26 protein-coding genes and 1 pseudogene are annotated in these 25604 nt (G+C 70.4%); 14 read left to right on the top strand and 13 right to left on the bottom strand.

The genetic code is table 11. The annotated features are described in order from the left end of the window. The first annotated feature begins 86 nt into the window (after positions 1 to 86). The 3 genes from OG985_RS07305 (at position 87) to OG985_RS07315 (ending at position 2238) form a co-directional block, all read left to right on the top strand. The gene (locus tag OG985_RS07305; RefSeq protein ID WP_371667403.1) at positions 87 to 1076 is read left to right on the top strand and encodes an ornithine cyclodeaminase family protein; all 990 of its coding nucleotides are present in this window, start codon (positions 87 to 89) and stop codon (positions 1074 to 1076) included. A 216-nt stretch (positions 1077 to 1292) separates the two neighbouring features. Continuing rightward, a complete protein-coding gene (locus OG985_RS07310) occupies positions 1293 to 1898 on the top strand; it encodes a DinB family protein (RefSeq protein WP_371667404.1) in 606 nt (201 codons plus the stop codon). Positions 1899 to 2004: 106 nt separating this feature from the next. Further along, entirely contained in the window at positions 2005 to 2238 is a 234-nt protein-coding gene (locus tag OG985_RS07315; RefSeq protein ID WP_371667405.1) for a hypothetical protein, read from the top strand. On the opposite strand, the gene OG985_RS07320 is transcribed toward OG985_RS07315, so the two are convergent. Continuing rightward, complete coding sequence (locus OG985_RS07320; protein ID WP_371667406.1) at positions 2213 to 2785, bottom strand: TetR family transcriptional regulator; 573 nt, start codon at positions 2783 to 2785, stop codon at positions 2213 to 2215. The two genes, OG985_RS07315 and OG985_RS07320, sit on opposite strands and share 26 nt — an antisense overlap. Positions 2786 to 2870: 85 nt before the next feature. On the opposite strand from OG985_RS07320, the pseudogene OG985_RS07325 reads away from it, so the two are divergent. The 3 genes and pseudogenes from OG985_RS07325 (at position 2871) to OG985_RS07335 (ending at position 4540) form a co-directional block, all read left to right on the top strand. Continuing rightward, positions 2871 to 3793: pseudogene (locus tag OG985_RS07325) on the top strand (SDR family oxidoreductase). Between the two features lie 169 nt (positions 3794 to 3962). After that, a complete protein-coding gene (locus tag OG985_RS07330; protein ID WP_371667407.1) occupies positions 3963 to 4193 on the top strand; it encodes a DUF2945 domain-containing protein in 231 nt (76 codons plus the stop codon). Positions 4194 to 4198: 5 nt separating this feature from the next. Next, complete coding sequence (locus OG985_RS07335) at positions 4199 to 4540, top strand: DUF3140 domain-containing protein (protein ID WP_371667408.1); 342 nt, start codon at positions 4199 to 4201, stop codon at positions 4538 to 4540. Positions 4541 to 4694: 154 nt separating this feature from the next. Here the strand turns inward: OG985_RS07335 and OG985_RS07340 are convergent, their stop codons facing one another. From OG985_RS07340 to OG985_RS07355, 4 genes are all read right to left on the bottom strand, one after another. Further along, a complete protein-coding gene (locus OG985_RS07340) occupies positions 4695 to 5240 on the bottom strand; it encodes an EF-Tu/IF-2/RF-3 family GTPase (RefSeq protein WP_371667409.1) in 546 nt (181 codons plus the stop codon). A gap of 390 nt (positions 5241 to 5630) precedes the next feature. Continuing rightward, positions 5631 to 7811 carry an MMPL family transporter gene (locus OG985_RS07345; RefSeq protein WP_371667410.1) on the bottom strand — a complete coding sequence of 727 codons (2181 nt, stop codon included), beginning with the start codon at positions 7809 to 7811 and terminating at the stop codon, positions 5631 to 5633. 297 nt (positions 7812 to 8108) lie between these two features. Further along, on the bottom strand, positions 8109 to 8648 hold the full coding sequence (locus OG985_RS07350) for a GNAT family N-acetyltransferase (RefSeq protein ID WP_371667411.1): 540 nt from the start codon (positions 8646 to 8648) through the stop codon (positions 8109 to 8111). 275 nt (positions 8649 to 8923) lie between these two features. Further along, positions 8924 to 9943: an aldo/keto reductase gene (locus OG985_RS07355; RefSeq protein ID WP_371667412.1), complete on the bottom strand. Its 1020-nt coding sequence runs from the start codon at positions 9941 to 9943 to the stop codon at positions 8924 to 8926. 155 nt (positions 9944 to 10098) lie between these two features. Between OG985_RS07355 and OG985_RS07360 the strand changes: the two genes are divergently transcribed. Further along, entirely contained in the window at positions 10099 to 10701 is a 603-nt protein-coding gene (locus tag OG985_RS07360) for a TetR/AcrR family transcriptional regulator (protein ID WP_371667413.1), read from the top strand. A gap of 51 nt (positions 10702 to 10752) precedes the next feature. Here the strand turns inward: OG985_RS07360 and OG985_RS07365 are convergent, their stop codons facing one another. Further along, positions 10753 to 11598: an LLM class flavin-dependent oxidoreductase gene (locus OG985_RS07365; protein WP_371667414.1), complete on the bottom strand. Its 846-nt coding sequence runs from the start codon at positions 11596 to 11598 to the stop codon at positions 10753 to 10755. A gap of 225 nt (positions 11599 to 11823) precedes the next feature. Further along, complete coding sequence (locus tag OG985_RS07370) at positions 11824 to 12558, bottom strand: phosphoribosylanthranilate isomerase (protein WP_371667415.1); 735 nt, start codon at positions 12556 to 12558, stop codon at positions 11824 to 11826. Between the two features lie 265 nt (positions 12559 to 12823). Here OG985_RS07370 and OG985_RS07375 point away from each other — a divergent pair, with 265 nt between their 5' ends. Both OG985_RS07375 and OG985_RS07380 read left to right on the top strand, forming a co-directional pair. After that, positions 12824 to 14113 carry a hypothetical protein gene (locus OG985_RS07375; protein ID WP_371667416.1) on the top strand — a complete coding sequence of 430 codons (1290 nt, stop codon included), beginning with the start codon at positions 12824 to 12826 and terminating at the stop codon, positions 14111 to 14113. A gap of 177 nt (positions 14114 to 14290) precedes the next feature. After that, positions 14291 to 14776, top strand: a complete 486-nt coding sequence (locus OG985_RS07380) for a hypothetical protein (protein ID WP_371667417.1) — start codon at positions 14291 to 14293, stop codon at positions 14774 to 14776. A gap of 76 nt (positions 14777 to 14852) precedes the next feature. Here the strand turns inward: OG985_RS07380 and OG985_RS07385 are convergent, their stop codons facing one another. The 3 genes from OG985_RS07385 to OG985_RS07395 form a co-directional block, all read right to left on the bottom strand. Beyond that, positions 14853 to 16040 (bottom strand): tachylectin-related carbohydrate-binding protein, encoded by a 1188-nt coding sequence (locus tag OG985_RS07385; RefSeq protein ID WP_371667418.1) that lies wholly within the window; start codon positions 16038 to 16040, stop codon positions 14853 to 14855. Positions 16041 to 16172: 132 nt separating this feature from the next. Continuing rightward, a complete protein-coding gene (locus tag OG985_RS07390; protein WP_371667419.1) occupies positions 16173 to 16370 on the bottom strand; it encodes a hypothetical protein in 198 nt (65 codons plus the stop codon). Positions 16371 to 16559: 189 nt separating this feature from the next. Next, positions 16560 to 16868, bottom strand: a complete 309-nt coding sequence (locus OG985_RS07395; RefSeq protein WP_371667421.1) for a hypothetical protein — start codon at positions 16866 to 16868, stop codon at positions 16560 to 16562. Between the two features lie 167 nt (positions 16869 to 17035). Between OG985_RS07395 and OG985_RS07400 the strand changes: the two genes are divergently transcribed. From OG985_RS07400 to OG985_RS07410, 3 genes are all read left to right on the top strand, one after another. After that, complete coding sequence (locus OG985_RS07400) at positions 17036 to 18031, top strand: LuxR C-terminal-related transcriptional regulator (RefSeq protein ID WP_371667422.1); 996 nt, start codon at positions 17036 to 17038, stop codon at positions 18029 to 18031. 110 nt (positions 18032 to 18141) lie between these two features. Next, positions 18142 to 18561: a VOC family protein gene (locus tag OG985_RS07405; RefSeq protein ID WP_371667423.1), complete on the top strand. Its 420-nt coding sequence runs from the start codon at positions 18142 to 18144 to the stop codon at positions 18559 to 18561. Positions 18562 to 18713: 152 nt separating this feature from the next. Beyond that, entirely contained in the window at positions 18714 to 19901 is a 1188-nt protein-coding gene (locus OG985_RS07410; protein ID WP_371667424.1) for a pyridoxal phosphate-dependent aminotransferase, read from the top strand. 74 nt (positions 19902 to 19975) lie between these two features. Here OG985_RS07410 and OG985_RS07415 read toward each other — a convergent pair whose 3' ends face one another. The 3 genes from OG985_RS07415 to OG985_RS07425 all read right to left on the bottom strand — a co-directional run bounded on the left by OG985_RS07415 (position 19976) and on the right by OG985_RS07425 (position 23390). After that, the gene (locus OG985_RS07415) at positions 19976 to 20719 is read right to left on the bottom strand and encodes a class I SAM-dependent methyltransferase (RefSeq protein WP_371667425.1); all 744 of its coding nucleotides are present in this window, start codon (positions 20717 to 20719) and stop codon (positions 19976 to 19978) included. 114 nt (positions 20720 to 20833) lie between these two features. Then, complete coding sequence (nhaA, locus tag OG985_RS07420) at positions 20834 to 22717, bottom strand: Na+/H+ antiporter NhaA (RefSeq protein WP_371667426.1); 1884 nt, start codon at positions 22715 to 22717, stop codon at positions 20834 to 20836. 178 nt (positions 22718 to 22895) lie between these two features. Then, positions 22896 to 23390, bottom strand: a complete 495-nt coding sequence (locus OG985_RS07425) for a PaaI family thioesterase (protein WP_371667427.1) — start codon at positions 23388 to 23390, stop codon at positions 22896 to 22898. A gap of 93 nt (positions 23391 to 23483) precedes the next feature. Between OG985_RS07425 and OG985_RS07430 the strand changes: the two genes are divergently transcribed. Together OG985_RS07430 and OG985_RS07435 are read left to right on the top strand one after the other, a co-directional pair. Then, positions 23484 to 23951, top strand: a complete 468-nt coding sequence (locus tag OG985_RS07430; protein WP_371667429.1) for a winged helix-turn-helix transcriptional regulator — start codon at positions 23484 to 23486, stop codon at positions 23949 to 23951. A 267-nt stretch (positions 23952 to 24218) separates the two neighbouring features. Then, on the top strand, positions 24219 to 25457 hold the full coding sequence (locus OG985_RS07435) for a PP2C family protein-serine/threonine phosphatase (protein WP_371667430.1): 1239 nt from the start codon (positions 24219 to 24221) through the stop codon (positions 25455 to 25457). The last annotated feature ends 147 nt before the right edge of the window (positions 25458 to 25604 follow it).

A 25604-nucleotide genomic window follows, 5' to 3' on the forward strand; every position in this document is an offset into this window, starting at 1 on the left:
TGTCAGCACCGGGTCGATGCGGGCCGTGGCCGAGGCTTCACCTGTGCCGGCCGATCAGGACGGCCGTCGTCGGAAGGACGAGCCACATGCTTGTGCTCGGGCAGTCGCAGGTCGAATCGCTGCTGGACACCGACGAGTTGATCGACGCCCTGGCCCCGGCGATGGCGGATCTCAGCTCGGGCCGCGCCTCGGTGCCCGACCGCGTGGCCGCCTTGGTGCCCGAACAGCAGGGCTTCCTGGCGGCGATGCCGGGCTTCCTGCCGTCGGCGCGGGTCCTGGTGAGCAAGCTGGTCTCGCTGTTCCCGGGCAATGCGGGAACATCGCTGCCGACTCACCAGGCCCTGATCCTCGTCTTCGACCCGGCCACCGGTGAGCCCGTGGCACTGCTGGACGGTACGGCCATCACCGCGGCCCGGACCGCGGCGTGTTCGGCGTTGTCGGCGAGGTTGCTGGCCCGCGAGGAGTCCACGGCGCTGGCCGTCCTGGGCACAGGGGTCCAGGCCCGCTCCCACGCGCTCGCCATCTGCCGGGTGCGCCCCATCCGGAGCGTCCGGGTGGCGGGCCGGAATCCGGCGAAGGCATCCGCCCTGGCCGAAGAGCTGTCACACGTCCTCGACGCGGACATCCGGGCGGTGCCCACGTACGCCGATGCACTCGACGGCGCCGACATCGCCGCCGCGACCACCCACGCCGCGGAACCCGTCATCCGCCGCGCCTGGCTGACGCCCGGGGTGCACGTCACCTCGGTGGGGTTCAATCCGGCCGGACGCGAAGTCGACGACGCGACGATCGCCGAGGCACTGGTGTGTGTCGAGTCGCGCCGTGCCGCGCTGGCGCCCTTCCCGGCGGGCAGCAACGACCTGCTGGCGCCGATTCGCGACGGCGTCATCACCGCCGACCACGTGCACGCCGAGCTCGGCGAAATCATCGCGGGCAGCAGACCGGGACGCACCTCCCCGGACCAGATCACCCTCTACAAGTCCGTGGGCGTCGCCGTCCAGGACGCCGCGGCCGCCGCCCTCGTGGTCAACGCCGCACGCCGACAGGCCGTCGGAGAGGAGATCGGCCTTGGGTGACAGCGCCGGTGCCCCACCACGTCATGCCTGATGGTCTGGTGCGCCGCGATCGGCGACAAGGGCGGTCGGCGAAGGGGGTGGAGGCGGTGGACACCGGCGACGGACAGGGGCGTTGGAGGCACGCGGCGCCGGCGACGGACGAAGGCGTTGGAGGCAGGCGGCTGCCGGCGATGGAAAGGCGGTGGACAAAGATCGCGGGAACACCAGACTGGCCCCATGACCGCATCTGATGCCAAGGCTGATCTCCACCGCTACCTGCAGGCCGCCCGCGATGCCCTGCTGTGGAAGCTCGAAGGGCTCTCGGAGTACGACATCCGGCGCCCGCTGACGCCGACCGGCACCAACCTCCTGGGCCTGGTGAAACACGTGGCCGGTGTGGAGTTGGGCTACCTCGGCGATACTTTCGGACGGCCGTCGGGCGAGCCGCTGCCCTGGCTCGGGGAGAGTTCTGAACTCAACGCGGACATGTGGGCCACGGCCGACGAGGCACGCGAGCAGATCGTGGGCCTGTACCGCCGGGCATGGACGCACGCGGACGCGACGATCGACGCGCTGGCGCTGGACACGATCGGCACGGTGCCGTGGTGGCCGAGCGGAAGAGACGAGATGACGTTGCATCATGCCGTGGTGCGCGTGCTCGCTGACACGCAGCGGCACGCCGGGCATGCCGACATCGTCCGGGAACTCATCGACGGTGCGGTGGGAGAGAACGAGGGCAAGAACAGCTTGCCGCCCGGCGACCCGGCATGGTGGGAGGACTACCGAAGCCGGCTGGAGCGTGCGGCTCGGGAAGCCGACGCGGCTCCGCCGACCGGCGTCTGAGTCACGAGACCGCTCGTCGCCCTGACGCCGGCCCCACCCTCGCCAGGGCGCGGCGCCTCTGCCGACCGTGCCGGTGTCCTGGCCGGCCCGGCCGGTCCGGCCGCGGGTGACACCAGACCCCGCCTTCGCTCAAGTCGCGATCACGCTGCGCGAATCCACGGCGATCGACGAGGCGCTCGGCCTCGTCGACTCCGACGATGTCGACGAGGCAGTGCTGCCCGCTCCCTCGGCCGGCCGCCGCTTCACGCTCGCTGCCGTCGCCGAGGAGGAGATCGCAGCCACCGGCCGGCCGTCAGGCCACACGACGGCACGGGTCAACCTCGGTAACCGCCCGCGGTGACGGTCTTGAGCTCGGCGAGTGACTCCCGCAGCAACTGCGAGAGCGTGCGCTCCTCGATCACCGCGATCCAGCGTTCGAAGCCGACCTTGAAGACGGCGACCCCCGCCTCCGCGGTCAGGCTCGCGGCCGGCTCCGCGACTCCGCGTCGGCGCAGTGTGTCGGCGAGCGCGGCCGACAGGGAGGCGAGCTTGATCAGCTCGCGCTCCTGGAGCTCCGGGTTCGCGATGATCACGGCCTGTCGCTTCCTCGCGTACTCGCGGCGGTCGACGAACATCTCGGAGGCCGCGTCGAGCCCCGACGCCAGCGCGTCGATCGGCGCCGCGGACTCCGGAGCGTCGGCGACCGCTCGCACGAACCGCTCCTGCAACTCGCTGGCGCCGAACAGCACTTCGCGCTTGTCGGCGTAGTGCCGGAAGAAGGTCCGCTCCGTGAGACCCGCCCGTTTGGCGATCTCCGCCACGGTGGTCTGCTCGAACCCGCGCTCGCTGTAAAGCCCCAACGCCGCTTCCGCCAGGCGCCCGCGCGCGTTCGGCTCCCATCTGCCCATGCGCAGATCCTACGTGATGACAGCGACTGACATCAGGTGCTAGCGTCGATGACAGTAACTGACATCAACAGTTTGGGCATCCTCCATGCGCATCTTCGTGACCGGCGCGTCCGGCTGGCTCGGCTCCGCCGTCGTTCCCGAGCTCCTCGACGCGGGGCACCAGGTCATCGGCCTCGCCCGCTCCGACGCCTCCGCCGCCTCGCTCACCGCGGCCGGAGCGGAGGTCGTCCGCGGCACCCTCGACGATCTCGATCTCCTGCGGGACGCGGCCGCCGCGTCGGACGGGGTGATCCACCTCGCCTTCAAGCACGACATCGCCTTCACCGGCGACTTCAAGGGCGCCGCCGAGGCCGACCGCCGCGCGTCGACACCTTCGGCGACGCCCTCGCCGGCACCGACCGCCCCTTCGTCCTCGCCGCCGGACTGGTCGGCCTCGCACCCGGACGGGTGGCGACCGAGCGGGACATGCCCAAGATCGACGGCTCGCCGATCTCGATCCGGTCGGCGACCGCCCTGGCGGCGCTCGCCCTCGCCTCCCGCGGTGTGCGCTCATCCGTCGTACGGCTCTCTCCGACCTGCCACGGCGAAGGAGACAACGGTTTCATGGCCACCCTGGTCTCCCTGGCTCGCGCGAGGGGTGTCTCCGGCTACCTCGGCGACGACACCGGCCGCTGGCCCGCCGTCCACCGCCTCGACGCCGCACGGCTGTTCCACCTGGCGGTGGAGAAGGCCCCGGCCGGATCAGTGCTGCACGGTGCCGCGGAGGAAGGCATCTCGATCCGCGACATCGCCGAGGTGATCGGCCGTCACCTCGACGTGCCGGTGGTCTCCGTGGCTCCCGAGGACGCGGAGGAGCACTTCGCCTGGCTGAGCGCCTTCCTCGGCCTCGACTCCTCGGCGTCGAGCAGCCTCACCCGCACACTGCTGGACTGGGAGCCGACCCACCCCGACCTCCTCACGGACCTCGACAAGGGCCACTACTTCGACACGCCTGGCAGTGCCGTCTGACCAGCCGTACCGCGACGTCCGCGGGAGACTTCCCGTCCCGCGTGGACGGCGTCCGAACGGGTACGCCGACCTGAACGTGGCGCGGGTCGCGACGGGACCGGCTCGGGATGCGTGATGCACGGGCACTCAGCAGGGTGGACAGGGGGGCCTCACCGAAAGGAGCACCGGCATGGCCAAGAGCAGCGGCCGCAAGAAGAACCTCGGCAAGGGCGACAAGGTGACCTGGAGCAGCCACGGCAGCCAGACGGAGGGCACCGTGGAGAAGAAGATCACCGAGAGGACGAAGTCCTCCGGGCGAACGGTGGACGCCTCACCCGACGACCCGCAGTACGAGGTGCGCAGCGACAAGTCCGGCCGCTCAGCCGTGCACAAGCCCTCGGCGCTCAAGAAGAAGAAGTAAGCGACGTGGAAGCGGACGCCGAGCGCCAGACGTGGGACGAGTTCCGTGAGGTGGTCAACATGACGCCGTCCCGCCTCGACGACTGGCTCGGCACGGCGGAGTCCCGCGACGCGGGGCAGCACGACGGGGGCGGCGAGTCCACCGGGCACGCATCGGGCCGACAGATCGTCGACATCCTGCGCAAGAAGAAGGGCGACCTGTCGGACCCGGACCACCAGCACATGCGGAAGGTCGTGGGCTACGTTCGCCGCCACCTCGCGCAGCGCCCGTCCGGCGACGTACGTGACACCACCTGGCGTCACTCACTCATGAACTGGGGCCACGACCCGCTCGACACCGGCAAGTAGCACCGCCACGACCAGGACGGACCCGGGGCCGTCGCCGCCCATGTGGGCGACGACGGCCCCAGCGGCAGATCCGGGACACCGCGCCGGCCCGCTTCCGGCCCCCCACCGTCCCGGCGGGGCGACCCGGCTCCGGCTCCGGCTCTGCGCGGAACGCTCAGCGCGGGAGTCGCGTCACCGTGCCGCAGCCGGCTGCACGAGTGTGGTGGCGGAAAGCGAATCGCTGGCCGTGCTCCAGAGCGACAGGCTCCTCGAGGGTGACCGTCACCTCACCACCGTGGAGCGGCCGTACCACCTCGATGCCCTGGGGCAGCACGACGGTGCCCCACACCGCGGCGGCGCGGGTGTGGAAGCGGAGGCGATCTCCCGAGACCACGTCCGCGCCACCCTGCTCCTCGGACCACAGGGTGAGGTCGGCGGTGAAGGCGGTGTGGGCGGCGATCGAGCCCGGCGCCGCGAGCACCTGTCCCCGCGCGACGGCGTCTGCGGCGATGTCACGAAGCAGCACCCCGACGTTCATGCCCGCACTCGCCTCGTCGACAGGCGCGCGGCCTTCTTCGACGCCCGCGACGTGGGCGGTCGCGCCGCCGCCAGGGCCGACGATCTCCACCTCGTCTCCGCAGCGCACCCGGCCGCGCTCGATCCTGCCCGCAAGCATGACCGCCCTGCCCTGCCGCAGGGAGAAGACGTCTTCGACAGACATCAGGAACGGCTTCTCCGCCGCACCGACAACGAACTGACCTGTTGCCCCATCCACCGGTTCCCCGCGCTCCCCATGTCCCGCCCGCGACAGCCACGAACGGGCGGTTGAGACTGACTACGACCACTGCCCGCAGACCTCAGAAACGCTCTCCCGATGGTTCGCGGCTCCGCGCCCGGCGGCGGCGGAGCGGCCGGCGCCCGCTCGTGCGGACGCCCCCCGAAGCGGTGGGCGGGTCCGGCGGGTCGAGTGCCCGCCGGACCCGCCCGTCGCACCGGGCGCTAGCCGCGTCGGCCGAGGGGTTTGGAGCTGCTGCCGCTGGAGTGCCCGACACCGTCCGGGGCGTTCGGCCGAGCATGAGACCTGGCAACAGGACTCACTCCCGCTCAGTCCCTAGGAACGGTCCTGAGCGACCGTGTCCCGGTCCTCATCGGGGACCGGCCCGGAGGTCAGGGATTCGGCGCCTGCGCCGGATGCCGTCTCCCGGGCCCGGTCCGCATGCCCCGGCCACCATGCCGCGTGGCCGATCAGCGCGGTGAGGCTCGGCGTGAAGAACATGGCCATCACGAAGGCGGCCACCGCGATGCCGAAGGAGACCGCGAAACCCATCTCCGTGAGCAGCGCGTTGCCCGCGAGCATCATCGTGGCGAAGGTCGCCGCGAGGATGAAGCCCGCCGCGGCCACGGTCGGCCCGGCGTGCCTCACCGCCATGCCGGCCGCTTCCCGGGGGTCGCGACCCTCGCGGGCCTCCTCGCGGAGCCGGGCGATCATGAGGATGTTGTAGTCGGTGCCGATGGCGACCACGAAGAGATACATGATCACCGGCAGCATGAACATCAGACCCGAGTGTCCCTGCCCTTCCTGGAAGATCCATACGGTGGCGCCCAGGGTCGCGCCGAAGCCGAGGCCCACCGAGGCCATCAGATACCAGGGGGCGACGATACTGCGCAGCAGCAACCCCAGGATGACCATGATCAGGATGGCGGCGACGGGGAAGACCGTCCGGTAGTCGTGGTTGACCGCGGTGTCGATGTCCTTGTAGATCGAGGACATGCCACCCACGAGGGCCTTGGTGCCCTCGGGTGCGTCGGAGTGCGCGACGTCGCGCACCTCGCCCACGGTGTCGATCGCCTGGTCCGTCGACGCCTCGTACTTGAGTGTGACGGTGAAGTCCGCGGTGGTGCCGTCCTTGTTCAGCTGGGTCATGCGCGCGCTCGCGACCCCGTCCACCGCTCCGAGTTTCTTCGCGTACGCGTCGAAGGCCGCCTTGTCCAGCGGGCTGCCGTCGGTGCTGGACAGATAGACGTCGGTGGGTGCGGCGGCGCCCGCCGAGTACGCCTTCTGCATCTCGTCCTGGACGACCATGGACTCCTTGGTCTTGGGCATGGAGCCCGACGCCAGGTCGAACGTGGCCTTGTAGCCGAAGATCCCGAGGGACAGCGCGATCAGGACGAGGCCGGAGACCGCGGCGGTCAGCGCCGGGCGGCGCTGCACGCCACGGCCGAGGGCGGCGAACCGGGCGTTCTCCGGCTCACGCTGCCAGGACTTCGAGGGCCAGAAGACCTTCGGCCCGATGAGCGAGACCACGGCCGGGACCAGGGTCAGACCCGCCACCAGGGTGACGCCGACCGCGATGGCGAGTGCCGGACCCATCTGCTTGAGGAAGCCCAGCGTGGACAGCACCAGCGCGAGGAAGGCGATGATGACGGCCCCCGCGGCCGAGGCGATGGCCTCACCGACCCGGTCGACCGCGTTGATCATCGCCTGCTTGGACTCGTCCCCGGCGCGCAGGCGTTCGCGGTAGCGGAACATCAGGAAGAGGAAGTAGTCCGTGCCCACGCCGAAGAGCACGACGATCAGGATCGACGAGACCGAACTGTTGGCCTGCAGGTCGAACAGCTTGGTGGCGTAGGCGATCAGCCCGTTGGCGATGGCGGCCACCACACCGATCAGAACCAGGGGCAGTACGGCCAGGATCGGCGCCCGGAAGATGATCAGCATGGTCAGCAGGATGATCACGAAGGTGCCGATGCCGATCAGCGCCTGGCCTCGTTTGGAGGAATCCTGCTGGTCGAGTGCCTGCGCGGCGGAGCCGCCGAGTTTGACGTCGAGATGCGTGCCCTTGGCCAGCTCCTTGGCGTCCTCCCGCAACACCTTGGCCGCGTCCGCCTGTTTGGGCTGGCCGGCGTTCTTGCTGTCCATCTGGACCAGGGTGAGGGCATACCTGCCGTCCTTGGACGGCTGGCCGGGGACGACCTTCTGCACCTGGTCGATGTGCTTCTTGCCCAGCTCGGAGGTGATCCGGGCGACATCCTTCTTGTCGGCGGCGGTCAGCCTGCCGCCGTCGGTGCGCTGGTACAGCGCGATGGCGGACGGGGTGAAGGCGCTGGGGAACGCCTTCTCCTGGAGACTCGCCGCCTTGATGGACTCGTAACTCTTGGGCAGGAAACTGCTCTCGTCGCTGTTCGAGGGCAGGCCCGGAGCGGTGGCGACGATCGCCACCGCCGCGATCAGCCATGCCACGATCGTCCAGACCGGATGTCGGACGACAGTGTTCCCAATACGTCGAAACATGCGGGGGGTCCTCCTGGACAGGAAGATCACCGCAGCCCGGGGAGCGGACCCCGGCATCGGCGACCTCGGTCGGCCCTCATTGCCGAGCCGGTCGAATGGTTGTCTTGGGCTCCGATCGTAGTGACCGAACGCCACTCCCGCTCCATTGGGCCCCCACTGGTGTGAGAAGCCATGGTTCCGGTTGTGGCGAACAGCCCTGCGGAGTGGGTGGTTCGGGCTGACCGGCTCGGGACGGACCTCGGCACGGCGGGCCGGGCGCCGGGCGGACCGGATCGAGGCCGTTCTCGCCGCCGTCGGTCAGGCCTTCGCGGCGGTGCTCGCCTTGGCCGTCGGCGGCCGCACCATGAAGACGTCGATCGGGTCCTGGGCTTCCACGACGAATCCGTGGCGCTCGTAGAGTCGGCGGGCGGAACTGCCCTGCAGGACGTTCAGGCCCACGGTCAGGCCCTGCGCGTCGGTCCGTTCCAGCACCGTGCGCAGGACGGCGGATCCGAGCCCCCGGCCCTGTTGCCGGGGAGCGAGGTAGAAGTGCTCCAGCCAGTGCCGGCTCTCAGCGGGCCGAACCGCGACGCAGCCTACGAGTTCGCCTTCGACCATGACGATCGACGTGTGCCGCGGTGAGAAGGCGTCCCGCAACCGCTGCCGCACCCGGTGCTCGTCGTAGCGCCCGAGGCGTTCCAGATCCGGGCGCATGACCGTGGCCCGCAAGTCCACGAGCTCCTCGAGGTCTTCTGCCGCGGCAGCACGGAGCACCCAGCCCGCACCGCGCGCCGGCGCGGCCCGTGCGGACACCGCCACCTGCGATCGCGTCCCGGCTCCTGTGCCCCCTGCGTCCATGAACGGAAGTATCCCAGTCCGCTTCCGGGGAGGTCGGGCCGGTGCCCCGCTCCCGGACAAGGCCACCAGGATTCCCTGAACGCCCTCGCCGCAAGGGAGTTGAGGACCTGGCGCCGCGATGTTCAGGCCGACGTAATGATGAGCTCGTCGGCGACCCACTGTGCGACGCCGTCGGGATACGGCGCCGGCAGTCCGAGGAGGAGCAGGCCAGTCCGGCCGGAGCGCCGGCCGGCTGGAGGATGAACGCCTTCGCCTGTGCGTCGCGCCTCGGACCGTCAGCGCCGGCGCAGCGAGGGGTCGAGCAGCGCGGGCGGAGTGTCGAACTTCTCGTCTGGGGCGAGGTCGGTGCCGGGGGCGACGATCGCGTCGATCGCGTCGAGTACGTCGGCGGAGAGCACGGTGTCGGCGGCGGCGAGCTGCGAGTGCAGGTGGTCCGTCGTACGGGGGCCGATCAGCGCGCTGGTGACGGCGGGGTGCGCGGTAACGAAACCGAGTGCCAGCTGGATCATCGTCAGGCCCGCCTGGTCGGCGACTCCCGCCAGCTTCTCGACGGCGTCGAGCCTGGCACGGTTGGCGGGGAGGGCGGTGTCGAAGCGCTCGGGCATGAACGCCGAGCGGCTGGTGGTGATGTCCCGGCCCGCGCGGACCACGCCCGACAGCCAGCCCGAGGCCAGTGGGCTCCACACCAGCACACCGAGCCCGTACTCCTCGGTCACGGGCAGGACATGGGTCTCGATCCCGCGCTGCAGGATCGAGTAGCTGGGCTGTTCGGTGACGTAACGGCTCAGGTGGTGCTCGCGGGCGGCCCACTGCGCCTGCACGATGCGGTGGGCGGGGAAGGTCGAGGAGCCGAAGTAGCGGATCTTTCCCGCGCGTTGCAGGTCGGTCAGGGCCGACAGTGTCTCCTCGTCGCTGGTGCGCGGGTCCCACCGGTGGATCTGGTAGAGATCCACGTGGTCGACGCCGAGGCGACGCAGACTGTTGTCCAGCTCGGTGACCAGCCAGCGGCGCGAACTCCCCTGGTGGTTGCGCTCGTCGCCCATCGGCATGCTCGCCTTCGTGGCCAGCACGATGTCGTCACGGCGGCCGGCGATGGCCTTGCCGACCATCTCCTCCGACTCACCGTCGCTGTACCTGTCGGCGGTGTCGATGACGTTGATCCCGCCTTCGAGAGCGGCGTCGACGATGGCGGTGGCCTCGGCCTGGGTGGTGCGTCCGATCCTGCCGAAGTTCATCGCGCCGAGCGCGAGAGAGCTGACCTGTACACCGGTGCGGCCCAGGGTGCGGTACTGCATGACTGTGTTCCTCCGTTGCGGGTGAATCATGGTGGCGACGCATGGCTTGGTTGTCGGGGTCCCGCTCTGACATCATGAGCAAACGGAACCTCGTTCCGTTAAAGATACGGAACCATGTTCCGTTTATCAAGCCCGGTGACGGAAGGAGCGGCGCAATGAACGACGGCGACGAGGGCACGGGAAGCACCGCCCGTTCCAAGCGGAAGGACGCCCAGCGCAACAAGGAGACCCTGCTCGACGCGGCCGCCTCGGTGTTCGTCACGGCCGGCGTGGAAGCGCCGGTACGCGATATCGCGGCCAAGGCAGGCGTCGGAACGGGCACGATCTACCGCCACTTCCCCACGCGGGCGGATCTCATCATCGCCGTCTACCGGCACCAGGTCGAAGCCTGCGCCGAGGCCGGTCCGGCCCTGCTGGCGACCGGCGCGACACCGCACACCGCACTCGCGCAGTGGATCGACCTCTTCGTCGATTTCCTGGTCACCAAGCACGGACTCGCCGGGGTGCTGCAGTCCGACAACACCGGCTTCGACACGCTGCACGCCTACTTTCTCGACCGCCTCGTGCCCGTCTGCGCCCAACTCCTCGACGCCGCGGTCGCCTCCGGCGAGATCCGCTCCGACCTGAAGGCCTACGAGCTCATGCGCGGCGTCGGGAACCTCTGCGTCGGCGCGGACAGCGACCCCCGCTACGACGCGCGTCGACTGGTCGAGCTCCTCGTCGCGGGACTGCGCCGCCCGCACGAGGACAGCCGCTGAAGTCCGCCCCCGGTGGGGGCCGGCACTCCGGCCCCCACCTCCTACGGCCGCTCACACAACGTCGGCGAGGCGGTCCACCTGGTTCGGGTCGAGGCCGTAGCAGTAGAACATGACCTCGTCCGCGCCGAGGTCCGCGAAGCCGGAGATCGCCTCGCGGATCCCGGTGGGGGTGGTGAGCATTCCGGCGACCATCCGGTCGGCCATGCCGGTGAAGCTGTAGTACGCGTGCATGGCGGCCCGGGCGTCGTCGATCACGTGCTGAGGGCCGAGCGCGATGTTGACCTGGGCGACGATGCGCGGTTCGCCGTCCCGGCCGTACTCCTTCCAGTAGGCGCGGACGGTGTCGAACAGGCCGCCCGCCCAGGAGGGCGCCGCCGCGGCGAGGTAGCCGTCCCCCCAGCGTGCGACGCGCTCGAGTGCGGCGGGCTTGAAGCCCCCGAAGAGGACTTCGGGGCCGCCGGGCCGGGAGGGCGCGGGGCCGATCGTGCCGACGTCGTCGCTGTACGGCTCACCGGACCACAGGCGGCGCATCACCGCCATCTGCTCGTCGAGGCGTCGGCCTCGCGTGCGCAGGTCGACGCCCGTGACCTGGTGGTCGTCGTCGCGGCCGCCGATGCCCAGGCCGAGCACCAGACGGCCACCGGTCATCCGGTCCAGGGTGGCGGCCTGTTTGGCGAGGAGGGCGGTGTCGCGCAGCGGGGCGAGAAGCACCTCGGTCTGGACGCGAATGCGGGAGGTCGCGCCGGCGAGGACGGCGAGCGCGACGAGGGGCTCCGGGTTGTCGTAGACGAGCCGGTCGAGCAGTCCGAGCGTACTGAAGGGCCCGGCGTCGGCGCGCTGGGCCCAGGTGAGCAGGCGGGCCGGGTCGCCGATGGGCAGGCCGATTCCGACGTTCATGACAGAGACCTCCGAAGGAAGGGTCGACGAATACAGCTGCCGCCCCTCCGGCACCTCAGCGAGGTGGGACGCTCCCGCCCTGCGGCGTGCTTCTGGGGAACGTCTCGTCGAAGTGGTCCCACCGTAGAGCGGATCGGTTCGTCGGAACAACCGAATATGGCCTCTGCCGTGATGCCCGGAGTCCCGTCACGTGAGGACGGCCCATCACCGGCGCACCCGGCCCCTTCAGGACGTCTTACGGCTGGCCTCGACGAACGCGGTGATCAGAGCGGGGTCCTTGACGCCCCGGCTCCGCTCCACACCGCTGGACACGTCGACTCCCCAGGGGCGGGTGGCGGCGACGGCTTCCCGGACGTTGTCCGGGGTGAGCCCGCCGGCCAGCAGCCACTTCTCACCGGAGCCCGAAGCGGAACCGGAACCGGAACCGGAACCGGCGTCAGAATCAGCACCGGCAGACGACTTCGTATGCGACATCAGATGGGACCTGGGCTTCCTCGACCAGTCCCAGGCGACGCCGGAGCCAGGGACGGGCGCGTCGAGCAGCAGCATGTCCTCGCCCAACTCCCCGCAGCGCGGCACGGATTCACCGAACGCCGTGGCGCGGATCAGTGTCCATCCGCCCGCCGCCAGGTCGTCGTAGTAGCCACGGTCCTCCGGCCCGTGCAGCTGGACGGCGCGGATGCCCACGGCGGTGGCCAGGGACCGTACGTCCCGCAGGGGCTCGTCGCGGAAGACGCCGACCGTCAGGACGTGCTCCGGCACACGGCGGCACAGCCGTGCGGCCGTGGTGGCGTCGATACGGCGCGGGCTGGCCGAGAAGACGAACCCGACGGCGTCGGCGCCGGCGGCCACGGCGGTGTCGACGTCCCGCTCCGTCTTCAGACCGCAGATCTTGACGAAGAGGGAGCCGTAGGAGCCCGGGGAGTCGTTGAGGTTGCTCACCGTCCCAGCCTGCCGCATGTCCGCGGGGCGCGGCGAAGGCGGGGCACGCGTCAGGAGGTCCGGCTGCCGCGCCGGGCCCGACCTACTCCCCGTCAGGACGCAACCGGCCAGGGACGGTTGCGTCCAGACGATCTCTCTTCCCACCCCTGTGACCTGCGACGAAAGTAGTTCCTGCCACCGGGCGCCACACCTTCGACAACCTTCACAGCTGTACCTGCAGGGCAGCTGTCCAGGCCGGAACGTGGCTTCGCCCGCTCGACTTCTCAACCGCAGGAGCACCTTCATGAAGCTGAGCAACGTCATCCGCCGTACCTCCGCCGCCCTGGCCGTCGGCGCGATGTCCCTCGGACTGGTGACCGTCACCGGCGGGGCCGCGCAGGCCGTCGCCTCGTGCACCGGTGACGTGTCGATCTACGGCACGCTGTCGGACGGCCGGCTGACGTACACCCAGATCGAGCCGAACACCGGCGATCGCGCCAAGACGCTCGTCGGCCCAGGCCTCGGGTTCACCCCGAAGGCCATGGCGACCCTCAACTTCAACACGGTGCTGGTCACCTCAACCGCCGGCGACCTCTACCGGGTGGATGTCCAGACGAACAACACCTCGCTGACGCTCGCGGGTGTCACCAAGATCTGGGACGGCGGCTGGACCTTCGACAAGATGGTCTACGACGGTGCCGGTCACCTCTACGGCACGGTCGAGGGCCAGTTGCACCAGTACCTCGTGTCGCAGGCGAAGCCCTCGGGTTCGGCGCACATCGGCCAGCACGTGGTCATCGACACCGGGTTCGTGCTCAAGACGCTGGCCGCCGCGGGAGACGACCGCATCGTCGCCTCGACCTCCGACGGCCGCCTGCTCAGCTACAAGATCAACGGCGTGAACGACTGGGACCGATCGGTCCTGAAGTCGAGCGGCTGGTCGTCGGTGGACTCGCTCTCCTCCCCCGGCGGCGGCCTCTACTACGGCCGTACCAACGGCGGCATGTACTGGTACCACGACTCGGACCCGACCGACGGTGACGGCAGCGACATCGCGTACCACCCCAGCGACCCGGTGGACGCGTCCGGCTGGACCCAGAGCCTGCTGTCGGCCTACGCGGACAACTGCGCCTACGTGGCCCCGGCCCCGCCGAAGTCCGTGCAGGGCGGCACGATCTACCGCAACGAGGTCATGGCCCGGGCCAAGGACTGGTACAACCGCAACGTCCAGTACAGCCAGAGCGCCTACGCCGGCGACGTCGACGGCGACCACTCCTACCGCACCGACTGCTCCGGCTTCGTCTCCATGGCCTGGCACCTCACCACCTCGCTCACGACGTCGAGCCTGCCCAGCGCGGGAACGCAGATCTCCAAGGCCGACCTCCGGCCCGGTGACGCGCTCAACTCCAGCGGCGAGGGGCACGTGGTCCTCTTCGCGGGCTGGAAGGACCAGGACGCGGGCACCTTCTACTACTACTCCGAGGGCAGCCCGAGCTCCGACATGAACTACTCGGTCGCCAACGTCTACAGCGGCACCATCGACAGCCACCCGGCCTCGTCGTACGTCGCCCTGCGCTACGACAAGATCGCCTGACCCACCGCCCCACACCCTCAGGGCCCCGCCGTACGGCGGGGCCCTCCGGCGTTCCGACGGCTGTCCCAAAACGGCCACCGCGGAATCCTGTCGTCCCCCTACCAAGATCACTTAACGTCCGTTCAGTCACCGGACCCCCGTGACACCAGACCCCCATGACCAAGGGAGCGCCCCACCGTGCGGAAGACCACTACCAGAATCCTCACCACCACTGCCGGCGTCGTCGGCAGCGTGCTCCTGGCCGCCGCGCCGGCCGGGGCCGCTCCCACCTGGCAGACGGTCTCCACCAACTCCAACTGGAGCTGCGCCCCCACCGTCGTCCACTCGGCCAAGGCCGGTGTCGGCTTCCAGGCCTGCCTGGTGCGCAACGCGGGCGACGACGCGCAGACGGTCCTGGTGGTCGTCAACAACTCGGGCTCCGACGTGACGATCTCGGGCACCGTCACCTCCGACTTCGCCGCCGACGCGAGCTGTTCGACGTACACCCTGCCGGCCGGCCAGCGGCGGGGCTGCTTCGGTACGACCGCACACGTGCCGGACTGTCAGTACGGGGCCGGGATCCCCGACCCCGAGGAGCAGGTCTACGGCGGTGCCGTGCGCCTCACCGTCAACGGCGTGGCGAACTCCATGAACTCCCCGAAGACCGAATGCCTCCCCATCTGAGAACCCCGAACACGCCGAAACGGGCGGTGCCCCCTCGAACCGAGGGGGCACCGCCCGTCGCACCTTCGCCGCGGCGTCAGTACCAGTTGTTCGCCTGCCAGAAGTTCCACGCGTCGCACGGGGAGCCGTAGCGGCCGTCGATGTAGCTCAGCCCCCACTTGATCTGGGTGAGGGGATTCTCCTTCCAGTCGTCGCCCGCGACGTCCATCTTGGAGGCGGGCAGCGACTGCGGGATTCCGTAGGCGCCGGAGGACGGGTTGGTCGCGTTCCAGCGCCAGTTGCTCTCGTGGTCCCAGAGAGTCTCCAGGCAGGCCCACTGCGCGGAGGTGGCCCAGGACGCGTCCTTGTTGTTCATCATCTGCCGGCCTGCGGCCTTGACCTCGGTGATGTTGTCGCGGTCGACCGTGTCCGTGGTGGTGGTGCACGTGTAGGTGCCCGGCTGGGCGGACAGCAGCTTCTGCGTCCAGCCGCTCGTGTTGACCGGATCGTCCAGGTGGTACGAGATGTCGGAGCCGGAGCCGTCGGTCGGGTTGGCGTCCTTGTACCAGTACATGGCACCGGTCGCGAGGCGCCCGTAGTAGAGGCCGCCGCCGGGCGAGACCATCTGGTTGAAGCCCGACCAGCCGGAGGACTTCAGGGAGTTGGCCTTCCAGGAGCCCGCGCCGGAGATCGTGTAGTCGAGCAGCCGCCCGTCCTCCGTGGTGGCCCCGAGCCGGTCGTCGCCGGTGGCTGTGAGGGTCTTGAGGACGAACCCGGTGTCGATCTCGGTGCGCACGCCGATGTGCTGGGAGCCGGCGGGCTTGTCCTCGGTCACGTTGTAGCGCAGCAGCAGGCCAGCGGCAGTGGTGCCGTAGAGGTGGCCGTGACCGTCGTAGGTCAGCTTGTCGTGGGTCCAGCCGCTGTCGGCTATCTTCACCGGTGCGTTCAGCAGGGCGAGGTTGCTGCTGTTGGTCTTGACGTCGACGCGGTAGAGGGCACCGGAGGTCGACGTGACCAGCACGGTGTTGAAGTTGAGCGTCGCCATGGCCTTCGGCTCGAAGCCGAGGTCCGGGCCGACGAGCACCTTGGCGAGGTTTCCGGTGGCGGGGTTGATGCTGCTGAAGGTCAGCCTGCCGTCGTCGAGGACGCCGTAGATGTTGACGCCGCCCGAGCAGGTGGTGGCCGCTTCGGCGGTGGGGGCCGTCACCGCGAGGAGTCCGGTGGTCAGCACGCCGGCGGTCAGCAGGCCTGCTGCTCTGCGGCCGTTCTTACGGATGTTCTTCACTTCTTGGTCCCCCCGGGACAGTGGCGATCGGACAGGCGGTGGGAAAGCAGACAGGCATGGGGAAGGGCAGACGGGCAGCGCGGACAGGCTCCGGAAAACGTCGTCGGTGACCCGTGCGTGGCGGCGGGCGGGCTACTGCCAGCCGGCGTCCGCCGGGGCGACCTGCCAGCCGGCGTCGGCCGGGGCGACCTGCCAGCCGGCGTCGGCCAGAACGGAGGAAGAGACCGCCGGCCCGTCCGTCTCGGAAGGGGACACGAGGGCCGGGGCGGCGAGGGAGGTGACGAGAAGAGAGGCGACCGCGGCGGCCTTGGCGAGACGAGTGCGCAGCATGGCTGTTTCCGTTCCTTCCGGGCTGAAGTGCGGTGTCCGGTTTTCCTCGCGTTCCGCGGTGACGCTCGGTGTGGCCGGTGCTCAGTAGCTTCGTCGCAGCTCAGGCCCGTGAGAAGGGTTCACGGCTGGACGGAAAGGGCCTTGGACTGATGCGTCCACGCGGGCCGCGTCGGTCCACCCGACGCCGCGTCAGTCCACCGGTTGGGGCAGGAAGGCCGGCGGCAGCAGCGGCACGCCCGCCGAGGTCATGCTCGCCGCACCCAACTGCGGTACCTCGCGCAGCAGTCGGCCGCAGACCTGGACGGCCCGCTCCTCCGCCTCCTCCAGCACACCGGCCAGCAGATAGAAGCCGAGGGTGAGCCCGGACGCGGAGCGGGGATGTACGGCGACATGCTCGACACGGTCGCCGGGCACGATGGCGGATCGCACCACGGCCCTGATGTTCGCGGGCAGTTGTTCACCCGTGGGCAGTTCCAGATGCGCGTGGACGAGGTACATGCGCTCCAGCGTCTCAACGGATGCTGTCAGCAACCCCGGTCCACACATGGACGGTTGCGGCCACGGCCCATTGAGTCCCTGCCCTGTGACGATCCCTCACCCTCTGCGAAGATCATCGGAGCACGGCAGACATCGTGTGAAGAACAACGGGGACAACGGGGAGACACATGCTGACCGCTCTCGGACTCGACTCTGTCGCGGAGACCGTGTACCGCGCCATGCTCAGACAGCCGGCGGCCGGAGTCGCCGCCCTCGCAGACTCCGTGGGGCTGTCCGGGGAGGAGGTGCGCGACGCCCTCGACACGCTGAGCGAGCTGGCCCTGGTACGCCCCGCCGCGGGGGACGCGGGCAGGCTGCGCGCGGTCTCCCCCGACATCGGGATGGAGATCCTCATGGCCCGGCAGCAGGCCCAGCTGGCGGCCCAACGACAGCGCCTCGAAGCCTCGCGGGCGGCCGCGGCCCAGCTCATCTCCGAGTACGCCGAGCTCCGTCCGGCCACCAGCCATCCGGGCGTGGAACAGCTGGTCGGCCTCGACCAGGTACGCGACCGGCTGGCCGTGCTGACCCGGGAGGTGACCGAGGAGTTCCTGACCTTCGCCCCGGGCGGACCGCAGACCAGGGAGAACATGGCCGCGTCCCGGCCTCTCAACCAGGATCTGCTGAGCCGCGGGGTGCGCATGCGGACGATCTACCTCGACAGTGTCCGCAGCAACCGGCCCACCGTCGAGCACGCCGACTGGCTGGCCCGGCTGGGTGGCCTCGTCCGTACGGTGCCGTCCCTGCCGACGAGGATGATCCTCATGGACCGGCGGACCGCCATGATCTCGGTGAGCAGCGACGACACGGCCGCCGGAGCGGTCCTGCTGACCGGGCAGGGAACGCTCACCGCGCTGTACGCGCTCTTCGAGACCACGTGGGAGACCGCGCAGCCGCTGGGCGAGGGCGTCCCCACCGACCCGAACGGGCTCACCGGCCAGCAGGCGACCGCCCTGCGCCTGCTGGCGGAGGGGCACACGGACGAGACGATCGCCAAGCGGCTCGGGGTGTCGCACCGCACGGCCCGGCGGATCGCCTCCGAGCTGATGGAACGCCTCGGCGCCCGCAGCCGCTTCGAGGCCGGTGTCCGCGCCGTCCAGCAGGGCTGGCTCCCGCCCCGTCCCTGACCTGCCCCGTCGCGAACGCCACGAGCCGCCCCTCCCTTCTCGGCATGCCGTTGTCAGTGCCCCCGGATAGTCTCCGCAGCACTGACCCGAACACCGCGAAGGGAACCTCGATGGCCTCGCGACTCAACCCGTACCTCAGCTTCGACGGCGACGCCCGGGCGGCGATGGAGCTCTACCGGGAGATCTTCGGCGGCACGCTGAGACTCAACACCTACGGGGAGTTCGGCCAGCCGGACTCACCGGTCGCCGACCGGATCATGCACGGCATGCTGGAGGCGCCGAACGGCTTCACCCTGATGGGCGCCGACGTCCCGCCGGACATGGAGCACAACCCCGGCAACAGCTTCGCCGTGAGCCTGAGCGGCGACGACGACGCCGAGCTGCGCGGCTACTGGGAGAAGCTGTCCGCCGGCGGCTCGGTGTCCGTCCCGTTGGAGAAGCAGATGTGGGGCGACGTGTTCGGCATGTGCACGGACCGGTTCGGCATCCCGTGGATGGTGAACATCGGCCGGGCACAGGGCCAGGACTGAGCCCGGCCGGCACCGCCCGGCCCGCACCGCCGGTCCGGCCGGCAGGGCGCCGTACAGCGGGTGCCCGACCCGCAGGCACTCGCTGACGCGGAATGCGACGGTCCGGCCCCGGGCCCTCGGCCTCCACGGTCCCTACCGGACAATGTCGTGGCATGAGGATCTCGCAGCGCGCCCAGTCCATCGCGCCCTTCTACGCCATGGAGTTCGGCAAGCAGGCCGCCGCCCTGGAGACCCAGGGGCAGCACGTCGCCAAACTCAGCCTGGGCGAACCCGACTTCGGGGCACCCCCGGCCGTCCTCACGGCGATGCGCGAAGCCATGGACGGCAGGCCCCTCACCTACACGGCGGCGCTCGGCCTGCCCGCCCTGCGACAGGCGATCGCGGGCTTCTACGCGGACCGGCACCGCGTCGAGGTCGATCCGGCCCGGGTGGTCGTGACCGCAGGCGCCTCCGCCGCGCTCGTGCTGGCCACCGCCGCGCTGGTCGACCCCGGTGACGAGGTGCTCATCGCGGACCCGTCGTACCCGTGCAACCGGCAGATCGTCGAGAGCTTCGGCGCCCGCGTCACCCTGGTCCCCACCACCGCCGCGTCCCGATACCAGCTGGACACGGCCGCCGTACGCACGTCCTGGACGGACCGCACACGCGGCCTCATGATCGCCACTCCCTCCAATCCGACGGGTACCTCGGTGCCGGCGGCCGAGCTGGCCGCCCTGTGCGCTCTCGCCCGCGAGCGCGAGGCCTGGCGTCTGGTGGACGAGATCTATCTCGATCTCAGCGACCCCGACGCCGCCGGCCGGCCCCCGCGCAGCGCCCTCTCGCACGACCCCGACGCCGTCGTCGTCAACAGCTTCTCGAAGTACTTCGGCATGACCGGCTGGCGGCTCGGCTGGTGCGTCGTCCCCGAAGCCCTCGTACCGGCCCTGGAACGGCTGGCCCAGAACTATTTCCTCTGTGCCTCCGCGCCCGCCCAGCAGGCCGCCCTGGCCTGCTTCACCCCCGACTCCCTCGCCGTCTGCGAGGCCCGCCGCGCCGAGTTCGCCGAGCGCCGCGCGCTCGTCCTGGCCGGCCTGGAGCGGATCGGCCTGCCGGTCCCCGTCCCGCCCGACGGCGCGTTCTACGTCTACTTCGACGTCAGCGGCACCGGCCTCACCTCGTGGGAGTTCTGCGGCCGGGCCCTGCGGGAGGCGCACGTCGCTCTCACCCCGGGCAGGGACTTCGGGGCGGCCACGGCGGAGACCCACGTCCGCCTGTCGTACGCGGCGTCGGCGGAGGACCTGCGAGAGGGCATCGCACGTCTGGGGACGTTCGTGTCGACGCTGGACGGCGCCACGCGGTGAAGTCCGGGATCAACCGGCTGAGGAGGCGGCGGGCCGTCGCCACGAGGCCGACAAGTGCCTTCGAGCGCCGGGGATCAGCGTGCGGGTTCGGATCGGTACACGGAGACGTGGGACCGCGACTCGGCGGTGAACTCGGCACCGGTCCAGTCCGCATGCCGGGTTTCCAGGTCGAGTCCGGCCAGCTGCGCCATGAGATCGAGTTCGGCGGGCCAGATGTAGCGGTGCGGGCTGCGCGTCAGCCGTGCCTGTCTGGTCTCGCCGAAACGGATGTGGTGCGACACGACCTGCTGGCGCAGGACGTCATAGGTGTCCAGGCCGATGTAGCCGGGGTCGGACTGCCAGACGGTGGCGGTCTGGCCCGGTGGCAGCTTGCGCAGCTCAGGCACCCAGAGCTCGATCACGAACCGGCCACCGGGCGCGAGATGACGGGCGGCGTTGCGGAAGCACTCGACCTGCTCGGCCTGGGTGAGCAGGTTCGAGATCGTGTTGTACACGAGGTAGACGAGGCTGAACCGGCCGGGTGCGACCGTCGTCGCCATGTCACCGATGACCACCGGGATCGTCGCCTCGTCGGCCTTGGTGCGCAGTTGCTCCACCATCGGCAGTGACAACTCGACACCGGTGACCGGGACTCCTCGCGCGGCGAGCGGAACCGCCACCCGGCCGGTACCGATGGCGAACTCCAACGCCGCTCCGTCGCCAGCGAGTTGGGCGAGGCGGTCCACTGCCGGTTCCAGGACCGCGGGTTCGAACATGCCGGACCCGGGCGTGTCGTAGCGCTGCGCGGCCTCGGTGTCCCAGATCTCGTCCTGTTCCATTCCGCCAACGGTCGCCGCCGCGCCGGGGGCATGTCCAATGGATATTCGTGGCTCGGCCAACTCCATCCGTCGGCCCCCAGCTCGCCCGCCCGCAGCGCGGGAGGCGGGCTCGCGTCAGGTGAGCGCGGCCCGTTCCTTCGCGGCTCGTACGGCCGCGGAGAGGCTTTCGATGTCGTACGCCCCGTGATGCCGGCGTCCGTTGACGAAGAACGTCGGTGTTCCGGAGACACCGCTGAGGTCGGCGGACTCCACGTCCTCGGCGACGCGCGAGGCGCCGGTGTGCTCGCGCAGGGCTTTGCGGAACCGGTCGGTGTCGAGTCCCAGTTGCCCGGCATAGCGGATGAGGTCGATGGCCGTGAGGTCGCCCTGGTGGGTCATCAGCAGGTCGTGCATGTCCCAGTACCTGCCCTGGTCGGCTGCCGCTTCGGCGGCCTCGGCGGCGAGTTGGGCGTGGGGGTGGACGTCTTCGAGGGGTAGGTGCCTCCAGACGTAGCGGACGTCTCCGAAGTCGGCGAGCAGTTCGCGGACGACGGGTTCCGCGAGCCCGCAGTAGGGGCATTCGAAGTCGCCGTACTCGACGACCGTCACGGGGGCGTCGAGCGGTCCGCGGATGTGGTCCCGCTCGTTGTCGACCGGCACGGCCAGGTCGATGATCCACTCCCCGGTGCCGAGCAGGGCGCGGCTGCGCGAGCGTCCGGGAAGGAGCCCGATGACCCAGGTGACGGCCCAGGTCATGGCGAACGAGCACACCACGGCGCTCAGGATGCCCACCTTGGCCTGGGCGAGTTGTTCCCCGGAGAAGGCGAGCGTTCCGATGAGGAGGGACACGGTGAACCCGACTCCGGCGATGGATCCGCCGGCGAGTGTCGCTCCCCACCCGACCGGTGGGTGCAGACGGCCGCGGCTGAGCCGTGAGACCAGCCAGGAGACGCCGAAGATGCCCACCGGTTTGCCGAGCACGTAGCCGAGGAGAATGCCGAGGGTGATGGGCGAGGCGAAGGCGTCGGCGAGCTGGCCGGCGCTGACCGTGATGCCGGCGTTGGCGAGGGCGAACAGCGGCACGATGACGAAGCTGGTCCAGGGGTGGTACAGGCGTTGCAGCCGCTCGTTCGGGGACAGCGCGGAGGCGAGTCCGAGCCGCACCTCGCGTTCGAGTTCGGGCGTCGGCTGTTCCCGGAAGAGACGGAACAGGCCGCTCGCGCGCTCGAGGTCGCTGCGGCTGGCCGGGTAGGCGTAGGTGAGCAGGCCCATGGCCAGGCCGACGACCACCGGGTCCACGCCGGACTCCAGCAAGGCCACCCAGGTTGCCGTGGCCAGCAGCCCGTAGACCGCGCCTCGCCGGACTCCCGTCGCGCGCACCAGGAGGATCAGGCCGAACAGCCCGAGCGCCGCCAGGAGGGCCGGCCACTGGATGTGGCCGCTGTAGGCGACGGCGATGACGACCAGGGCCACGAAGTCGTCGACCACGGCCACGGTGAGGATGAAGATGCGCAGCCCGCCGGGAAGACGGTTGCCGAGCAGTGCCAGCATGCCCAGGGCGAAGGCGGTGTCCGTCGACATCGCCACCCCCCAGCCGTGCAGGGAGGAGTGCCCGGCGTTGACGGCGAGGTAGACGGCGACCGGAACGACCATTCCACTGATGCCGGCCAGCAGCGGGAGGGTGACACGGCTGCGTTCGCGCAGTTCGCCCATGTCGAACTCGCGCCGGGCCTCGAGGCCGACGACGAAGAAGAACAGTGTCATGAGGCCGCTGTTGACCCATTCACGCAGGTCCAGGGAGACCCCCGCGGAGCCCAGGCTCACCGACAGGTGGGTGTGCCAGAACTCCTCGTACGCGTGCGGGCCGAGGTTCGCCCAGGCCAGGGCGGTGATCGCGGCGAGGAGAAGGATGAGGGCGCTGCCCGTCTCGGTTCTGAGGAAGTCGCGCAGGGGGGTGCGCATGTCGTTGCCGCACTCGGTCCGGCCGGACAGGTTGGGGGACGCTGGCGGCATGCTCATTCCTTGATTCTCCCGCCCGTGGGGGCCGAGTGCCGGAAAGCCGTGACGCTTCGCGGGAGATGTCGTGCCGGGACGGCCGGACCGGGACCACGTGGTGCGACGCGCTGCCGCGGCGCGCGGTCCGCCATGCCCGTGACTCCTGCCGGCTCTGCTGTGAGCCGTGGGAACGCCTCGCGGATCAGGGCGAGGGTACCGGAATGAGCATGCAGCTGCTGGTGGCGTGGGCGAGCAGGCGGTCGGCGCCGTCGAGCAGTTGGGCCTGGGCGAGGGCGGTTTGACGTCCCCGGCTGATGACGGTGCCGATGGCGCGGACCTTGCCGGTGTCCACCGTGATCCGCCGGAGGAACTTCACGGTCAGATCGAGTGAGGTGTAGCCCATGCCCGGCGGCAGCGTGGAGTGGACGGCGCAGCCAGCGGCGGAGTCGAGCAGGGTGGCGTAGACCCCGCCGTGCACGCTGCCGATCGGGTTGTAGTGCTCCTCCCCGGGCAGCAGCGAGAAGACCGCGCGGCCCTCCTCCACTTCTTCGAGGGCGAAGTCCAGGGTGGCCGCGACGGGCGGTCCGGGCAGGCGTCGCGCGAGCAGGTCGCGCATCATGTCCAGGCCAGAGGTGCGGCCGGCGACGGCTGCCGAGATCGCGGGATCCTCCCACTCGTACGTACGCGTTCGTCCCACGTTCCTGTACCTCCCGGTCTGGCTTCGTGAAACGAAGCTAGTCGTGGCGTCACCTGACTGTCAATGGTGAAGCCAGGCGCCTACGATGACGGCATGACGTGGCTTGAGGTGAGCACGGAGAACTGCCCGGTTCAGCGCACGCTCGACGTGGTCGGCGAGAAGTGGACGCTGTTGATCCTTCGGGACGCCAGCAACGGGGTGCGCCGCTTCGACGAGTTCCGGCGCCACATCGGCCTGTCGGAGGCCGTGCTCAGCAACCGGCTCCGGACGTTGACGGCGGCCGGCATTCTGAAGGCCGTGCCGTATCAGGAGCCGGGCAGTCGCGTGCGCCACGAGTACCGCCTGACCCGCAAGGGCTGGGACCTGTGGCCCGTCCTCGTGGCGCTGCGGCAGTGGGGCGAGACGTACGACGGCGAACCGGAGGGGTCGGTCCTGGAGATCCGGCACAGCGAGTGCGGGGCCCCGGTACGGGTCGTCGTCGAGTGCGCCGAGGACCATTCCGCCCTGACCCCCTCCGACGTCACCGCCCGGCCGGGCCCTGCGGCACGGCCACTGCCGTGACCTCCGAACGATCGCCCGGCCGAGCGGCTCCGGCACCCCGCGAACCCGCCGAAGGCGCCTCGGCGGCTTCTTCCGAGCCGTACAGTCGGCCTCTCCGCCCGGTCTGAACGGCGGTCCACGTCGGCGGTCCCGGTCAGCCCGGCCATCCCGGCGGAGGGGTGCAACCGGTCCGACGGGCCCCGATACGCAGAGTGGTCCGTCCCGGGGCACGTGCGCTTCTATCATGGAAAATCACACCATGATGGCTCTTGCCGAGGCGGACAGTGCATGAAGGAACCACAGATCGACTACGCGGCGGTCTTCCAGGCCTTGCCCGGCATGGTGGCGCTGCTGACTCCCGAACTCGTCTACGCCGACGCCAACGACGACTTCCTGCGGCTGGCCGGGCGCACCCGCGAGCAGCTGCTGGGCCGCTACATCTTCGATGCCTTCCCCGAGAACCCGAACGACCAGGCCGCAGCCGGCATGCGGGAGACCGAGGCGTCGATGCTCCGCGTGGTGGCCACCGGCGAGCGCGACACGATGGCGCTGCTCCGCTACGACATCGAGGACGTCGCACAGCCCGGCCACTGGCAGGAGCACTTCTGGAGCCCGGTCAACGCTCCCGTCCTCGGTCCCGACGGGCAGGTGGCACCGATCGTGCACCGGGTCGAGGAGGTCACCGGACTCATCCGCGCCCGCGGCGGCCACGACAACGACACCAACCGGGCCCGCGTGCTCGAAGCCGAGCTGTACACCCGTTCCCGAGAGCTGCAGGAGGTCAACGAGCGCCTGCGCCTGGCCCACGCCCGCGAACGCGAGGTCGCCCTGGCCCTGCAAGAAGCGCTGCTCCCCGCCCCCAGCCCCGTGGGGCACCACCGGGTGGCCGTCCGCTACCGGCCCGCCACCGACGCGCTCAACGTCTGCGGCGACTGGTACGACCTCGTCGACCTGCCCGGCGAAGGTGACCGGATCGCGATCGCGGTCGGCGATGTCGTGGGCCACGGTCTGAGAGCGGCCTGCGTCATGGGGCAGCTGCGCAGCGCCCTGAGCGCCGCCGCGCGCGTCGCCGACGGCCCCGCCCAGGCCCTGGACGTCCTCGGTCTCTACGCCCGCTACGTCGACGGCGCCGAGTCGACCACCGCGGTGAACACCTTCATCGACTGGGGCAGCCACACCCTCACCTACAGCAGCGCCGGCCATCTGCCCCCCGCGCTGCTGCACCCCGACGGCACCGTGCTCTTCCTCGACCAGGCGACCGACCCGCCGCTCGGCGCCCGCCCCGAACACATCCCCCGCCCCCAGGCGAGTACGCCCTTCGTCGAGGGCGCCACCCTCGTCCTGTACACCGACGGTCTGGTCGAACGCCGCACCGAGGACATCGACGTCGGCCTGGCCCGCCTCGCCGACTCACTCACCCGCCACCGGCACGCCGACCCCGAGGCGCTGTCGGACCACCTCCTGACCGACCTCCTCCCGCCCGCCGGCAACACCGACGACATCGCGCTGGTGGCCCTCCGGCTCTGACCCGGTGACACGGACCGGGTGACGCACAGGACGCCACGCCCTCCGCCCTGCCGCTACCTGGCCGGGGTCGAGCCCCGCGTTCGACCGGCACACCGACGTTCGCGAGGCCCCACACCCGCCCGCGGACCCCGCACCCCCACAGAACCC

Source organism: Streptomyces sp. NBC_00289, from assembly GCF_041435115.1.
Classification (GTDB): domain Bacteria; phylum Actinomycetota; class Actinomycetes; order Streptomycetales; family Streptomycetaceae; genus Streptomyces.